The sequence below is a fragment of the Ruegeria sp. BHSB172 genome (assembly GCF_059613165.1).
Genome location: NZ_JBXWRZ010000010.1, coordinates 42,158 through 55,997 on the forward strand (window position 1 = coordinate 42,158; position 13,840 = coordinate 55,997).

A 13,840-nucleotide genomic window follows, 5' to 3' on the forward strand; every position below is an offset into this window, starting at 1 on the left:
GGTCAGCCCAACGCTGACTTGAATTCCAGGAAACGGGCGTCGGTCATCACGCGCGCCATCATCGCCTCGCGCAGCGCGCCGATGGTCTTGTAGGGGCGCATGACTACCTCGAAGGTCTGGATAAGCCCGTCGTCGTTCAGAGTGATCAGGTCCACGCCCACCGCGTCCAGATCGCCGACCTTGCACTGAAACTCCAGCGCCCAGTCCTTGCCCGCGCCCATGATCCGGCGATAGCGGAACTGGGAAAACACCTGGCCTACATGGGCCAGCACCGCCGCCACCGGCGCGCGTCCGGTCCAGGTGCTGTAGTAGGTCGGCGGCATGAACCGTACATCTTCGGCCAACAACTCGTGGATCAGGCTCTCGTCGCCCTTGGCAACCACCTCCTGTATGCGTTCGATCGTTGGGTGCATCTCGTCTCCTCCGCTTGGGGGGTGAGAGTTGCGCGAACGGCACCCTTATCGCAAGGACGACGTTGCGAGAACCCGCGCCCTGCGATAGGCAGCGCGCATGAGCGATACCTATGATCCGCCCCAAACCCCGCTGGACGTGCTGCACGAGGACGCGCAGGTAATCGTCGTGAACAAACCGGCGGGTTTGCTGTCGGTGCCCGGGCGGGGGGCGCATCTGGCCGATTGCCTCCTGACCCGCGTTCAGGCGGCCTTTCCCCAGGCGCTGCTGGTGCATCGGCTGGACCGCGACACATCGGGGGTTATGATCTTTGCCCAGACGCCGCATGCGCAGAAATACCTGGGCCAGCAGTTCGAGAACCGGCAGACCCGCAAGACCTATATCGCGCGGGTCTGGGGGCGGGTCGAACCCAAGACCGGAACCGTCGATCTGCCATTGATCGTGGATTGGCCGAACCGTCCGCGGCAGATGGTCTGCCACGAAACCGGCAAGCCTGCGGTGACCGATTGGCGCGTGGTCCGGCACGACGGCGACACGACCCGCATCCGCCTGTATCCCAAGACCGGGCGCTCGCACCAGCTGCGGGTCCACATGCAGGCGCTTGGCCATCCGATTCTGGGCGATCCGTTCTATGCCGAAGGGCCCGCGCGGAATTTTCCGCGCCTGATGCTGCATTCCGAGGAGTTGCGCGTCAAACACCCCGAGGATGGCGTGTCGATGAAATTCCGCTCCGCGCCCGATTTCTGACCCTCTTTGCCCCGGCGGGCAGGTATTCGCCGATCTCGCCATTTTGTCGCTTGAGCCGTATTGCTGCTGGCATGATAAAATGTCGTCAACGAAGTAGCCCGAAAAACGGGTACAGGAGCAGAAGGTGATTCCATGACGATTTCCAGATTCGCGCTGCCGCTGGGACTGAGCGCTGCCCTTATTCTGGGCGCGTGTACCGATCCGGGTACCCTGCGAGTGCAGGACGACCCGAACCAGAACACCAAGCAGGGCGCCATTCTGGGTGGCCTGATCGGGGCTGGTGTGGGGGCCATCGCCAATGATTCCAACCCCGGACTGGGCGCGTTGGCCGGGGCGGCCATCGGTGCTGCTGGGGGCGGGTTGATCGGCAACCAGTTGGACAAACAGGCCGCCGAGCTGCGCCAGCAACTGGCCAATGACGGCATCACCATCGTGAATGCCGGTGACCGGCTGATCGTCACCGTGCCCAACGACATCACCTTCGACACCGACAGCGCCACTGTCCGTCCGGCGCTGCGGGCCGACCTGGTGCGGGTCGGTCAGAACCTTGTGAATTACCCCAAGTCCAATGTGCAGATCATCGGCCATACCGACAGCGACGGCGATGCGGGCTACAACCAGGCCCTGTCGGAACGTCGCGCCAATGCGGTCGCCGACATCCTGCAGGCCAACGGGGTCAGCTATGCGCGCATCACGACCATCGGGCGGGGTGAAAATCAGCCGATCGCCTCGAACCTGACGCCCGAGGGCAAGGCACAGAACCGACGGGTCGAGATCGTGATCGTGCCCAGCGGGAACGCCTGACACGCGACAGACAACACGATGGGGTCGCGGCGCGCGACCCCTTCTTTTTGCACATTGACTGCGCGTCAAGCGCGCTATGGTTAGCGGCTGGAACGGCTAAACTGCAACCAGACACGATGATGGAGTTTCCCCATGTCCGACCCTATCCTTCTGGGCCTGTCCGGCTCGTTGCGGCAGAACGCCACGAACCGCAGGCTGCTGCGAGAGGCCGCCCGGCTGTTCAATCCTGGCACGTTCATCGAGGCTGATCTGAACCTGCCGCTCTATGATGGCGACCTCGAAGACAGCGCCGGGATACCGGACAAGGTGCAATTGCTGGCGGATCAGATCACCCAGGCGCATGCGGTGGTCATCTCGACGCCCGAATACAACAAGGGGCCGTCGGGCGTGCTGAAGAACGCGCTGGATTGGGTCAGCCGCACCAAGGGGCGGCCCTGGGCCGACAAGCCTGTGGCGGTGATGTCGGCGGCGGCAGGCCGGGCCGGGGGCGAACGGGCGCAGATGATCCTGCGGGCGTTCATGGTGCCGTTTCAGCCGCGCGTTCTGGCAGGGCCGGAACTGCACCTGGCCGACAGTTCGAACGAATTCGACGATCAGGGACGACTGATCAGCGACCGATACGAGGCGACGCTGCGCGAGTTGATGCAGAAGTTGCGGGCCGAAGCCGGGTTTTAGGCCGATGGGCCATCTTGCCGGCCGGATGGGCGCGGCCTAGGGTGCCGCCATGACCGACCGTTCCGCCGAAACCCGAACCGACGTGATGGACCCTGCCCGCGCTGCGGCCTTGCAGATTGCGTTGGGTCAAACCGCATCGATCGAGGCCGGCTCAGCACTGCCGCCCTTCTTTCACCAGCTGTATTTCTGGTCCCCGCGCCCGCCGGCCGAGCTTGGGCGCGACGGGCACCCGGCCGTAGGGGATGGGCTGATCCCCGACCTTGGGCTGCCGCGCCGGATGTGGGCGGGCGGGCGGCTGCGTTTCCACTCGCCGCTGCGAGCAGGCGTCATGGCCGAGCGCCGCTCGGTGCTTGAGCAGGCCACCACGAAAACTGGACGCACCGGGCCTTTGGGCTTCGTCACCCTGCGCCACGAGATCCGTCAGGGCGGAACCCTGTGCCTGACCGAATGGCAGGATCTGGTCTATCGCCAGGACCCCGCAGCGGATGCGCGTAAGCCGATTCCGCCTGTCGCGCGGACCGACGAGACCGATGCGCGCACCGTCACGTTCGATTCGACGCTGCTGTTCCGCTACTCGGCGCTCACCTTCAATGGCCACCGCATTCACTATGATCTGGACTATGCCCGCGATGTCGAAGGCTATGACGGGCTGGTCGTGCATGGCCCGTTGCTGGCGCAGCATCTGATGCTGCTGGCGACCGATCTGCTGGGGCCGCTGGCCGAGTTCTCGTTTCGGGCCTCGTCGCCGCTGATGCATTTCGAACCGGCAAATTTGTGCCGCAACGGGAATGACCTCTGGGTGCGCGGGCCGGACGGGCGGCAGTGCATGCAGGCCTGCGCCGTCGCGCAGTCAGAGTGACGCGTCGGGTCGGAAACCCTCGGGGATGGTGTCGCGGTCTTCCAGAACCAGATCGGCCATGACTTGGGCCACTTTGGGGGCCATGCCGAACCCGATCTTGAACCCGCCATTGGCGATGAACTGACCCTTGTGCAGTGGATGCGCGCCCAGCATCGGCGCGCGGCTTTTGCTGCGGGGGCGCACACCGGCCCAGCGTTCGATCACCTCGGCCCCGTGCAGCACCGGCACCGCGCGCAGGGCGCGTTCGATCACGTCGTCCAGGGCAGCATCGGTGCTGGTGGGGTCATCATAGTCGCGCTCGGACGTCGATCCGATTGCCAGCGTCCCGTCGGCATGGGGCACGATGTGGATCGCATCGGCAAACAGCTGCGGCACGTCGCCCGCGTTGAAGCGCAGCAAGGCCGCCTGCCCCTTGACGCCGCTGCCGACGGTCCTGCCGAAGGCCCGCGACAGCTCAAGCAGCCCGGCCACGCCGGTGGCATGGATCACCCGGCCCCGGTCGGGCGCTTCGGCAGCGACCTCGACCCCCATCGTGGCCAGGGCGGCCACCAGCGCGGCACAGGCCCGGCGCGGGTGCATCCGCGCGCTGAGCGTGTCGTGAATGACAAATCCAGTGGGGCTGGGCGGGCACCAGGCGCCGACCTCCTCGACCCGCCGCACCGTCCAATCGGCGCGGCCCTGCCACAGGCTGCGGGCGGTCTCGGCGCGTTGATGCGCCAGGTCCAGCCCGCGCTGATCGGCGATCGGCTGCAGCCGCCCCAACCGGGCGTAGCCGGGCGACACGCCGCCGGTGGCCTCGACTTGTGTCCAGAAGGGTTCGGCCATCAGCAGGCTTTCGAACTGAAACGCCTTCTTGTCGTTCCAGTTTTCCGGCACATGCGGCGCCAGCGCCCCAACCAGCCCGCCGCTGGAGCCGGCGCCCGGGCCGAACGGGTCAACGACCTGAACCCTGGCACCACGCCGGGCGCAGGTCCAGGCGATGGACAGGCCGAAAATCCCGGCGCCGCGGATCGTAACATCGACCATTGCCAAACCTCTTTCCCTTGTTCAGTGTCGCGCCGCCTAGCTACAGGATTCCCTAATGGCAGACCAGCGCGCCGAATTGTCGTGGACGGACGAAACCATCCCGGTGTCGAACCGGTTCGACGACCCTTATTTCAGCCTGCAAAACGGGCTGGAGGAGACCCGCCACGTCTTTCTGGCGGGCAATGACCTGCCGGCCCGGTTCGCCCCCGGCTTTCACATCGCTGAGCTGGGCTTTGGCACCGGGCTGAACATGCTGACGGCCTGGGCCGCGTGGGAGACCTCGGGGCAGAGCGGCCCGCTGACCTTCACCAGTTTCGAGGCGTTTCCGATGGACCCGTCCGACATGGCGCGCGCGCTGGCGGCTTTTCCCCGGATCTCGCCCTGGGCAGGCCGGTTTCTGGACGCGTGGCAGGGCGGGACCTGTGATCTGGGGTCGTTGCGCCTGACGGTGATCGAAGGGGATGCCCGCGAGACGCTTCCGGGTTGGGCCGGCCAGGCGGATGCGTGGTTTCTCGATGGGTTTTCACCGGCCAAGAACCCCGAGTTGTGGCAGCCAGACCTGATGCGGCAGGTGGCCGATCACACTGCCCCCGGCGGCACGGCGGCCACCTACACGGCGGCCGGATTCGTGCGCCGCGGCCTGCAGGAGGCCGGGTTCGAGGTTGCCCGCGCACCGGGCTACGGCCGCAAGCGGCACATGACCCGGGCGGTCAAGCCATGAGCCAGCAGAACAACGTGAAGGCCGGCATTGCCCTGATGGTCGGCGCGACCATCGTGTTTGCCCTGCAGGACGGGATCTCGCGTCACCTGGCGGGCACCTACAACACCTACATGGTGGTGATGATCCGATACTGGTTCTTCGCGCTTTTCGTGCTGGCGCTTGCGGCGCGGGCGCCGGGCGGTCTGGCCGCTGCGGCGCGGACCCAGCAGCCGGGGTTGCAGATCCTGCGCGGCCTGCTGCTGGCGGGCGAGATCTGCGTGGCGGTCTATGGGTTCACCATCCTAGGTCTGATCGAAAGCCAGGCGGTGTTCATCTGCTATCCGCTTCTGGTGGCCGCGCTCAGCGGGCCGGTTCTGGGCGAGACGGTCGGCTGGCGCCGGTGGGCCGCGATCGGGGTGGGGTGCATCGGCGTTCTGATCATCCTTCAGCCGGGGATGGGCGTGTTCAACCCTTGGGCGGTAATCCCGCTGATCTCGGCGTTGATGTTCGCGGTTTACGGGTTGCTGACGCGCTATGTGGCGCGTCAGGACAGCACCGCCACCAGTTTTTTTTGGACCGGCGTGGTGGGCGCCGTGTTCATGACCGCGATCGGCCTGTGGTTCTGGGAGCCGATGGTGCCGCGCGACTGGCTGTGGATGGGCCTGCTGTGCGTGACCGGGGTTCTGGGGCACTGGCTGCTGATCAAGTGCTATGAGATGGCCGAGGCCAGCGCGGTGCAGCCCTTTGCCTATTTCCACCTGATGTGGAGCGCCATCCTGGGGATCACGATCTTTGACGAAACCCTGCGCCCTGCCGTGGTGGCGGGCGCTGCGCTGGTGGTGGCCGCGGGGCTGTTCACCCTATGGCGCGAACGCCGCCAGGGTTGATCCGTTCAGTTCCCTCGAAAACGGGATAGGCAGCGCCGGCTTGCCCAGCCGCGCGCGATAGACGGGCAGGCTTTCCGTTACCCGCATCACATAGTTGCGGGTCTCGGAAAACGGGATGGTCTCGATCCAGTCGATCATGTCCACCTCACCGCGCAACGGGTCGCCGTAGCGTTCCCTCCACGAGATCGGCCGGTTCGGTCCGGCATTGTAGCCGGCGGCCATCATCACGACGTTTCCGTCGAAATCGGCCGCCAATTTGGCAAGGTAATTGGCCCCCAGCTTGGCGTTGTACTGCCAGTCTGCGGTCAGCCGAGGGGTCTTGTGCCCGCTTAGAATGCCCAATTCCTGCGCCACCAGCTTGGCGGTGGCGGGCATCACCTGCATCAGGCCGCGCGCACCCGCGCCGCTGACCACTACCGGGTCGAACTCGCTTTCTCGGCGGGCGATGGCCAGAACCATCTCTTCGGCCATCGGCAGGCGCATGTCGGCCACGGGGTGCATCGGGTAATAGGCCGCGGGCAGAACGACCCCTTCGGTCGCCGCGCGCTTGGCGATCATCACGGCCAGGTGCGGCTCGTTCAACTCGATAGCCAGGTCGCCCAATTGGCCGGCCTGTACCGGGTCCAGCCCCTCGACCAGATGGGTCAGGAACCGTTCGGCAAGGTCGCGTTCGCCCGCGCGCAGCAGCAGCAACCCGGCCTGCAGAACGCTGGAATTCGCAAAATCGGCCTGTTTCCAATGTGGCGCCCGGCGCGGGTTGGCCAGATCGTCGTCGAACGGGCGGCCGATTTGTTCGGCCGCCAGCAGCCCGTAGAACGACGTCTGATAGTCCGCCCCCAGGGCAAAGGCTTCATAGGCTTTCTCGGCGTTGCCCTGCGCGGCATAGGCCCGGCCCAGCCAATACCCGCCCCGACCCATCGAGATCGGGGATTGAACCGCGCCGAGGAAATTCCGGAAATGCCGCACCGCCGTGTAGGGATCGTTCAGCCTGCGCAGGGCCAGAAACCCCGACAGCCACTCGAGGTCGGCATAGCCATAGCCCATCTCGGGGGTCATGTGGTGGTTGGCGGCAATGGCATAGGCGCGGTTCGCATCGCCCTGACGCATCTCCAGCCGCGCCAGCCGGCGCCGCCCCTCGGCCCATTTGTCGGGCTCGCCCAAGGTCTCGGGGCTGGTCGAGCGGGCCAGCATCAGGTCGATGGCGCTGTCGTCCAGTTCCTTGCGGTCACGCCATACGAAACGGTCGAAGGCCAGCCCCGGATCATCGGCCAGCGCTTTGGGCACCGCGGCGATCTTGGCATCCACGCCGGGCGCGCGCTTTTGCAGCGCGATCCGGGCCTCGGCCAGTTTGCGATAGTCGCTGCCCACAAGCGGCAGCATCTGAGCCGCGCTGATCAGGTGCCCGTCCCACAGCATCCGGTCCAGCCGGGCCTGATGATGCGGTTTCAGCAGTTTACCGAAGTTTTCAACGTAGTCCTTTTGCAGGCCCTCTCCCATCGGCATGGTGCGCCACGCAGTCACGATATCGGCCTGCGCGTCGCCGACCCGTCCCTTCGCCATCAATGCGATGGCATGGTTCAGGGCGCCTTCGGCCGTTTGCGGAGGGGTGTCCCGGTAGAATTTAAGAACCCGGTCGGGGTCGGCGCCGGTGAAGGTCGGCTCGCTTTTGCGGCGCAACCAGGCCAGTCCGGGCCAGTCGGGTCGCCGGTCAAGAAATACCAGAACGTCGCCCGAACTGCCGAATCCCTGGCGCAGCCAGTGCCACACGATGATGTCGCGCGAAACCGAGCCGCGCGCGCCTGCGACGCGTAGGGCTTCGTTCCAATCTCCGGCACGCATTTCCGCCAGTCCGGCCCGCAGGTCGGCCACGCTGTCGGCGCGCGCGTTTCCGATCTGCATCGTCATCGCCAGAATCGCCGTGGCAATCAGCGCCAGAATCCGTGTCATCCCTTGCATTTCCCGACCAACCGTGGATACAGCCATTCAGGATAAACCTTGCGCCGCCGGGATCAACTCAAGAAACCTAAATTCGTATCGGCCCGCGACGCACATCACACGATTGAACCTCAAGGAGCGTTCCATGTTCAAAGGCTCGATGCCAGCTCTTGTCACCCCGTTCCGCAACGGCGAGTTGGACCTGGATACGCTCAAACAATTGGTGGAATGGCAGATTGCCGAAGGGTCGACCGGTCTGGTGCCGGTGGGCACGACCGGCGAGAGCCCGACGCTGAGCCACGAGGAACACGAAACCGTGGTGGCCGAGGTGGTCAAGGCCGCCGCGGGGCGCGTGCCGGTAATTGCCGGGGCCGGGTCGAACAACACGGTCGAGGCGATCCGGTTCGTGCGATTCGCGCAGAAGGTCGGCGCCGATGCCGCTTTGGTCGTGACGCCCTATTACAACAAGCCCACCCAACGGGGGCTGTTGACCCATTTCCGCGCCTTGCACGACTGCGCCGACATTCCGATCATCATCTACAACATCCCCGGCCGGTCGGTCATCGACATGACCCCGCAGACGATGGGCGAACTGGCCCAGCTGCCGCGGATCGTCGGCGTCAAGGACGCCACCGGCGATCTGGCCAGGGTCAGCCAGCAGCGCGCCACCTGCGGTACCGATTTCATCCAACTGTCGGGCGAGGACGCGACGGCGCTGGGCTTCAACGCCCATGGCGGGGTCGGCTGCATCTCGGTCACCGCGAACGTGGCGCCGAAACTATGTGCCGAGTTCCAGCAGGCAACACTGGCGGGCGATTATGCCACGGCGCTGGAGTACCAGGACCGCCTGATGCCGCTGCACGAGGCGATCTTCATCGAACCCGGCCTTGTCGGTGCCAAATATGCCCTCAGCAAGCTGGGCCTGTGCTCGGAAGAGGTGCGCTCGCCGCTGACGACGCTGGAGGACGGCACAAAGCAGGCCATCGACGCGGCGATGCGCCACGCGGGCCTTCTCTGATCCGGCGCGGGCTGTCCGCCCGCCTGCCTCCGGGAGTGAGCGGCCGGGGGTCTCTCGTCAGCGCTTGCCGTAGTACAGGCCGACCACATGTTCGGCCTGGGCAAAGAACAGCCATCGGGAAACGGCCACGCCAGCAAGGTGCGACAGCACCGCCAGCGCGGCGAACAGGTGGTTGAACGGTAGCGCCAGCAGAAGCACGGGCAGCACGAAGGCCAGACCAAAGGAAATCACCCGCAGCTTTTCGGCATGTTTGCGTCCGACGACGTGCACGAACTCCCGCAGCAGATAGTTGGTGCCCGTATGTGGGGGCTCGAAGGCGCGCACGGTGCCGCGGTCGCCCAGACCGGTGGCCGTGGCGAGCGTGGTGCCCGCATTCGCGAAAGCCTGGTCGCCCTGACGCCAGTACAGGATCTGGATCAGGGCCGCGATCAGCAGCAGTGGAATGGCCAGGGCCGTCTGCCCCGCCAAAAGCGCCCCGCCCGCCAGGCTGAAACTGAGAAACATGGCCGGGGTCAGCTTCATGTTCCAGCGCGGGATCGTCTTGAGCTGCGTGTAGATCATCGCAGTCGTGAATACGGTCGCCAGCGACAGCAGCGATCCCAGCAGGCCCAGCCCGGCCCAACGCTGGCCGAGGAAAATCACGCCGATAGCATAGAGCCCCATGACCATCAGGGCCAGAACCGCGCACCAGCCCTCGCGGCTGAGCCAACTGGTCTTCCATTGGGTGAACGCCTTGAGCGCGCGTTCGGGATGGCCGAGGTGAAAGGTCGAGGCCAGAAGCCCGCCCACCGCCAGCGCATAGGCGATGGCGAAGAACACGAACGCCACCCAACCCGAGACATTCGGCAAGCCCAGCCCCAGAAAAAACATCAGGCCGAAGCCCAGCCCCGACAGGGTTGTGAACACGATGACAGAGGGTGCGGGATGCATGTCAGAGCTTCTCCAATGCCTTGTCCAGCCAGCCAAGGAAGCCCTTCGGCTCGTCGGCGACCGGCGCCAGCAGGGGCGCCAGGATGTCGATCTGGTCTTCGACCGTGTCCTTGGGGCGGGGTGGCAGGTATTTGTTGATGGGTTTGGTGCCCATTTCAGGCATCAGATCCATGCCGCCGCGCTCGGCCACCAGTTGGCTGACCGCGCTGTCGGGGTCGCCCAGGTCGCCGAAATGACGGGCGCCCGCGGGGCAGGTCCGCACGCAGGCGGGAACGCGGTCTTCCTCGGGCAGGTTGTCGTTGTAGATGCGATCGACACACAGGGTGCATTTCTTCATGACGCCCTCTGCGGCGTCCAGTTCGCGCGCGCCATATGGGCAGGCCCAGGCGCACAGGCCGCAACCGATGCAGTCGCTTTCATTGACCAGCACGATCCCGTCCTCGACCCGCTTGTAGCTGGCGCCGGTTGGGCAGACGGTGACGCAGGGTGCATCCTCGCAATGCAGGCAGGATTTCGGGAAATGGACCAGCTGGGCGGCACCTTCGGCCGGCTGCACCTCGTAGGAGTGTACCCGGTTCAGAAAGGTGCCCGAGGAGTTGGCGCCATAGGCGTCCTGATCGGACAGGGGGGCGCCGTAGTTCTCTGTGTTCCAGCCCTTGCAGGAGATCACGCAGGCATGACAGCCGACGCAGGTATCCAGGTCGATGACCAGGCCCATCTTTCGTTCGGTGGATTGGGGGAGTTGGGTCATAGTGTCTGCTCGTGTTCCGGGCCGGGATAGGTGAGGGTGCCAGCCCCCTCTTGAGCCTGGCGGCTCAATTCACCCCCGGGATATTTCGGGCCAGATGAAGGACGGGGCAGGGTCATTTGCCGACCTTCCACGCAAGATCCCTGGGGCCGGTGCCGACCGGAGATTTGATTGGCGGGAATTCCGGTTGGCTTTGGGCGTCTGCCGGTGCTTCGGCTTTTTCGATCTTGACCTTCAGATCAAACCAGGCGGCCTGTCCCGTGATCGGGTCGGAATTTGCCCAGCGCAGGCCGTCGCCCTTGGGCGGCAGCAGTTCGTGGATCAGGTGGTTGAGCAGGAAGCCCTTGTTCGCCTCGGGCGCGTCGGGCTGCAGGGCCCAGGCGCCCTTGCGTTTGCCGATGGCGTTCCATGTCCAGACGGTGTTTTCGTTGAGCGCGGCCATCTCCATGACCGGCACAGTGATTTCGCCGTGTGGGGAGGTGACGCGAGCCCAGTCGCCGTCTTTCAGCCCGTGCTCCCGCATCAGTTTGGTGGGGACATAAAGCGGGTTGCGTCCATGCAGTTGGCGCAGCCACGCGTTCTGGCTGCCCCAGCTGTGATACATTGCCATCGGGCGCTGGGTCAGGGCGTTGATGGTATAGCCATCGTTGCCGGTCTGGTCGGTTTCGTACCAGATGGGCAGTGGATCCATTTTGTGTCTGATCTGGTCGCGCAGGTGGTCGGGCGGCTGGCGGTCGCCGTGACCTTCAGCGGCCAGCTGGAATTTGCGCATCGGCTCGGAATAGAGTTGGAACAGGTAGGGTTGAGGGCTGTCATACAGGCCCATTCCCACCGCCCAGTCCTGATACGCAGTGTTCCAGGGTTTGTAGTAGAGCGCCGCATCGGGAATGTGCTCGACGAAAAACCCACCGTTTTCGATGTAGCGGTTCAGCTGGTCGGGGTTCACATCGCCGCGCCCCACCTGCGAGCCATCGGCGCCGCGGAAGCCGGCCAGCGGGCCGATGCCTGGTTTGCGCTGGTGGTTGACCATGTAGTCGGCATAGTCGGTCCATTTCGGGCTTCCATCCTCGTTGGTGAAGCCCGGCAGTTTCATGCGGTTGGCCAGTTCGATCAGAACCGATTGAAAGCCACGCACGTCGCGGTCGGGTTCGATGACCGGCCAGCGGATCGCGTCGGCGGCGGCGTCGGCCTCGCAGATCGGGCGGTCGAGCAGCGAAATGCAGTCGTGACGCTCGAGATACGTGGTGTCGGGCAGGATCAGGTCGGCATAAGCTACCATTTCCGAGGAATAGGCATCGGAGTAGATGATGCGCGGGATGGCATATTTGCCGTCTTCGTTCCGGCGGGTCAGCATCTCGATCACGCCGCTGGTGTTCATGGTCGAGTTCCACGACATGTTCGCCATGTACATGAACAACGTGTCGATCTTGTAGGGATCACCCGCCGCCGCATTCGATATCACCATGTGCATTAGCCCGTGGGCTGACATGGGGTTTTCCCAAGTGAAGGCCTTGTCGATGCGCTGCGGCGTGCCGCAGTCGTCCAGCAGAAGGTCCTCGGGGCCGCGGGGAAAGCCAAGATGCGGACCATCCAGCGGTCGGCCGGGGCGGCGATCGCCATGTGGTGTAGGGTGGGCCTCGACGGGTTTGGGATAGGGCGGTTTGAACCGGAAGCCGCCGGGAACTTCGACCGTGCCCAGCAGGATCTGCAGGCTGTGCAGCGCACGACAGGTCTGAAACCCGTTGGCATGGGCCGAAATGCCGCGCATGGCATGGAAACTGACCGGCCGCCCCACCATTTTGCTGTGCGTCTCGCCGCGGAAGTCTGTCCATTCCTGGTCCAGCTCGAACGCCTCGTCAAAGGCGACGCGGGCCAGTTCGGCGGCGATGGCCCGGATGCGTTGGGCCGGGATGCCGCATGTGTCGGCAACGGCTTCCGGCGCGTATTCGTCGCTGAGGTAACGTTCGGCCATCAGGTGGAAGACCGGCCTGTGGGTGACGCCATCGCGTATGTATTGCGCCGACAGGTCGGGGCGCACGCCGGGTTTGTCGAATGCCGCAGGCTGCCCGGTAATGCGGTCGATCACAAGCGGCTTGCCGTCGACGTCGCGCAGAAACAGACCCTTTTCCGGGCCTTCCTGGGCATTCACCAGAACGGGTGCGTTGGTATAGCGGCTAAGATAGTCCAAATCGATCTTGCCGGCTTTCATCAGCACATGGATCAGCGACAGGATGAAAAGCCCGTCGGTGCCCGGAGTTATCCCCACCCAGTCGTCGGCAACCGCGTTGTACCCCGAGCGGACCGGGTTCACGCCGATCACGCGTGCGCCGCGCGCCTTGATCTTGCCGATCCCCATCTTGATGGGGTTGCTGTCGTGGTCCTCGGCCACCCCGAACAGCATAAACAGTTTGGTATGGTCCCAGTCGGGCTGTCCGAATTCCCAGAAAGCACCCCCCATCGTATAGATTCCGCCTGCCGCCATGTTGACCGAACAGAACCCACCATGCGCGGCATAGTTTGGTGTGCCGAAATTCTGGGCCCAGAACGAGGTGAAGCTTTGGCTTTGGTCGCGACCCGTGAAGAACGCCAGTTTCTGAGGGGCGGTTTCGTGCAGTTCGTGCAGCCAGCCGACGGCGGTGCTGATCGCTTCGTCCCACTCGATTTCGCGGAATTCACCCGAGCCACGCGGCCCGACGCGACGCAGCGGTTTGCGCAGCCGGGACGGGGCGTTCACCTGCATGATCCCCGCGCTGCCCTTGGCGCACAGCACGCCCTTGTTCACGGGGTGGTCGCGGTTGCCCTCGATATAGGCGACCTTGCCATCCTTGAGGTGCACGTTGATCCCGCAGCGGCAGGCGCACATGTAGCAGGTGGTCTTGCGGACCTCGTCCGAAACTTCGGGTGACGTATCCAGCTTTGGTTGGCTCATGTGTTTCCCTGTGGCTCATGGCCGCCAATGTTGCGCAGGCGGTTCTATCTTGACGCTACTCTAGGCAATTCCCCGTCCCGATCCAGAGGCTTGCGCCGTTCAGGCCGGTGCGTCGACGTGCGGATCACCGCCCGTGGCCCGGGCGATGATCGGGTTTCAGGCGCCCGCTCG

Annotated in this window: 13 protein-coding genes; 7 read left to right on the forward strand and 6 right to left on the reverse strand. The window is 64.9% G+C overall.

The window, feature by feature from the left end; translation table 11 throughout:
- Window positions 1-2 precede the first annotated feature (2 nt).
- Window positions 3-413 carry a nuclear transport factor 2 family protein gene (locus tag AC2FM3_RS07675; RefSeq protein ID WP_496680383.1) on the reverse strand — a complete coding sequence of 137 codons (411 nt, stop codon included), beginning with the start codon at window positions 411-413 and terminating at the stop codon, window positions 3-5.
- A gap of 97 nt (window positions 414-510) precedes the next feature.
- Here AC2FM3_RS07675 and AC2FM3_RS07680 point away from each other — a divergent pair, with 97 nt between their 5' ends.
- The 4 genes from AC2FM3_RS07680 to AC2FM3_RS07695 all read left to right on the forward strand — a co-directional run bounded on the left by AC2FM3_RS07680 (window position 511) and on the right by AC2FM3_RS07695 (window position 3,496).
- Window positions 511-1,158: an RluA family pseudouridine synthase gene (locus AC2FM3_RS07680; protein ID WP_496680385.1), complete on the forward strand. Its 648-nt coding sequence runs from the start codon at window positions 511-513 to the stop codon at window positions 1,156-1,158.
- A gap of 132 nt (window positions 1,159-1,290) precedes the next feature.
- Window positions 1,291-1,962: a YiaD family glycine zipper/OmpA-like lipoprotein gene (locus AC2FM3_RS07685; RefSeq protein WP_496680387.1), complete on the forward strand. Its 672-nt coding sequence runs from the start codon at window positions 1,291-1,293 to the stop codon at window positions 1,960-1,962.
- A 132-nt stretch (window positions 1,963-2,094) separates the two neighbouring features.
- Window positions 2,095-2,637 (forward strand): NADPH-dependent FMN reductase, encoded by a 543-nt coding sequence (locus AC2FM3_RS07690; protein ID WP_496680388.1) that lies wholly within the window; start codon window positions 2,095-2,097, stop codon window positions 2,635-2,637.
- Between the two features lie 49 nt (window positions 2,638-2,686).
- Window positions 2,687-3,496, forward strand: a complete 810-nt coding sequence (locus AC2FM3_RS07695) for an HTD2 family dehydratase (protein WP_496680389.1) — start codon at window positions 2,687-2,689, stop codon at window positions 3,494-3,496.
- Here AC2FM3_RS07695 and AC2FM3_RS07700 read toward each other — a convergent pair.
- Entirely contained in the window at window positions 3,488-4,522 is a 1,035-nt protein-coding gene (locus AC2FM3_RS07700; protein ID WP_496680391.1) for an NAD(P)/FAD-dependent oxidoreductase, read from the reverse strand. The genes AC2FM3_RS07695 and AC2FM3_RS07700 overlap by 9 nt on opposite strands.
- A gap of 55 nt (window positions 4,523-4,577) precedes the next feature.
- Here AC2FM3_RS07700 and mnmC2 point away from each other — a divergent pair, with 55 nt between their 5' ends.
- Window positions 4,578-5,243: a tRNA (5-methylaminomethyl-2-thiouridine)(34)-methyltransferase MnmC2 gene (mnmC2, locus tag AC2FM3_RS07705; protein ID WP_496680393.1), complete on the forward strand. Its 666-nt coding sequence runs from the start codon at window positions 4,578-4,580 to the stop codon at window positions 5,241-5,243.
- Complete coding sequence (locus tag AC2FM3_RS07710) at window positions 5,240-6,109, forward strand: DMT family transporter (RefSeq protein WP_496680395.1); 870 nt, start codon at window positions 5,240-5,242, stop codon at window positions 6,107-6,109. Before mnmC2 ends, AC2FM3_RS07710 begins: the two co-directional genes overlap by 4 nt.
- Here AC2FM3_RS07710 and AC2FM3_RS07715 read toward each other — a convergent pair.
- Complete coding sequence (locus AC2FM3_RS07715) at window positions 6,083-8,056, reverse strand: lytic transglycosylase domain-containing protein (protein ID WP_496680397.1); 1,974 nt, start codon at window positions 8,054-8,056, stop codon at window positions 6,083-6,085. The genes AC2FM3_RS07710 and AC2FM3_RS07715 overlap by 27 nt on opposite strands.
- A gap of 133 nt (window positions 8,057-8,189) precedes the next feature.
- Here AC2FM3_RS07715 and dapA point away from each other — a divergent pair, with 133 nt between their 5' ends.
- Entirely contained in the window at window positions 8,190-9,062 is an 873-nt protein-coding gene (dapA, locus tag AC2FM3_RS07720; protein WP_496680399.1) for a 4-hydroxy-tetrahydrodipicolinate synthase, read from the forward strand.
- 57 nt (window positions 9,063-9,119) lie between these two features.
- Here the strand turns inward: dapA and AC2FM3_RS07725 are convergent, their stop codons facing one another.
- The 3 genes from AC2FM3_RS07725 to AC2FM3_RS07735 form a co-directional block, all read right to left on the reverse strand.
- Entirely contained in the window at window positions 9,120-9,992 is an 873-nt protein-coding gene (locus AC2FM3_RS07725) for a dimethyl sulfoxide reductase anchor subunit family protein (RefSeq protein ID WP_496680401.1), read from the reverse strand.
- 1 nt (window position 9,993) lies between these two features.
- Entirely contained in the window at window positions 9,994-10,743 is a 750-nt protein-coding gene (locus AC2FM3_RS07730; protein WP_496680403.1) for a 4Fe-4S dicluster domain-containing protein, read from the reverse strand.
- A 112-nt stretch (window positions 10,744-10,855) separates the two neighbouring features.
- A complete protein-coding gene (locus AC2FM3_RS07735; RefSeq protein WP_496680405.1) occupies window positions 10,856-13,669 on the reverse strand; it encodes a molybdopterin oxidoreductase family protein in 2,814 nt (937 codons plus the stop codon).
- Window positions 13,670-13,840 lie beyond the last annotated feature (171 nt).

Coding starts and splice junctions, on each gene's coding strand:
- mnmC2 (WP_496680393.1), top strand. CDS start 4,578: ATGGCAGACCAGCGCGCCGAATTGTCGTGGACGGACGAAACCATCCCG.
- dapA (WP_496680399.1), top strand. CDS start 8,190: ATGTTCAAAGGCTCGATGCCAGCTCTTGTCACCCCGTTCCGCAACGGC.
- AC2FM3_RS07715 (WP_496680397.1), bottom strand. CDS start 8,056: ATGACACGGATTCTGGCGCTGATTGCCACGGCGATTCTGGCGATGACG.
- AC2FM3_RS07695 (WP_496680389.1), top strand. CDS start 2,687: ATGACCGACCGTTCCGCCGAAACCCGAACCGACGTGATGGACCCTGCC.
- AC2FM3_RS07685 (WP_496680387.1), top strand. CDS start 1,291: ATGACGATTTCCAGATTCGCGCTGCCGCTGGGACTGAGCGCTGCCCTT.
- AC2FM3_RS07675 (WP_496680383.1), bottom strand. CDS start 413: ATGCACCCAACGATCGAACGCATACAGGAGGTGGTTGCCAAGGGCGAC.
- AC2FM3_RS07690 (WP_496680388.1), top strand. CDS start 2,095: ATGTCCGACCCTATCCTTCTGGGCCTGTCCGGCTCGTTGCGGCAGAAC.
- AC2FM3_RS07730 (WP_496680403.1), bottom strand. CDS start 10,743: ATGACCCAACTCCCCCAATCCACCGAACGAAAGATGGGCCTGGTCATC.
- AC2FM3_RS07700 (WP_496680391.1), bottom strand. CDS start 4,522: ATGGTCGATGTTACGATCCGCGGCGCCGGGATTTTCGGCCTGTCCATC.
- AC2FM3_RS07710 (WP_496680395.1), top strand. CDS start 5,240: ATGAGCCAGCAGAACAACGTGAAGGCCGGCATTGCCCTGATGGTCGGC.
- AC2FM3_RS07735 (WP_496680405.1), bottom strand. CDS start 13,669: ATGAGCCAACCAAAGCTGGATACGTCACCCGAAGTTTCGGACGAGGTC.
- AC2FM3_RS07680 (WP_496680385.1), top strand. CDS start 511: ATGAGCGATACCTATGATCCGCCCCAAACCCCGCTGGACGTGCTGCAC.
- AC2FM3_RS07725 (WP_496680401.1), bottom strand. CDS start 9,992: ATGCATCCCGCACCCTCTGTCATCGTGTTCACAACCCTGTCGGGGCTG.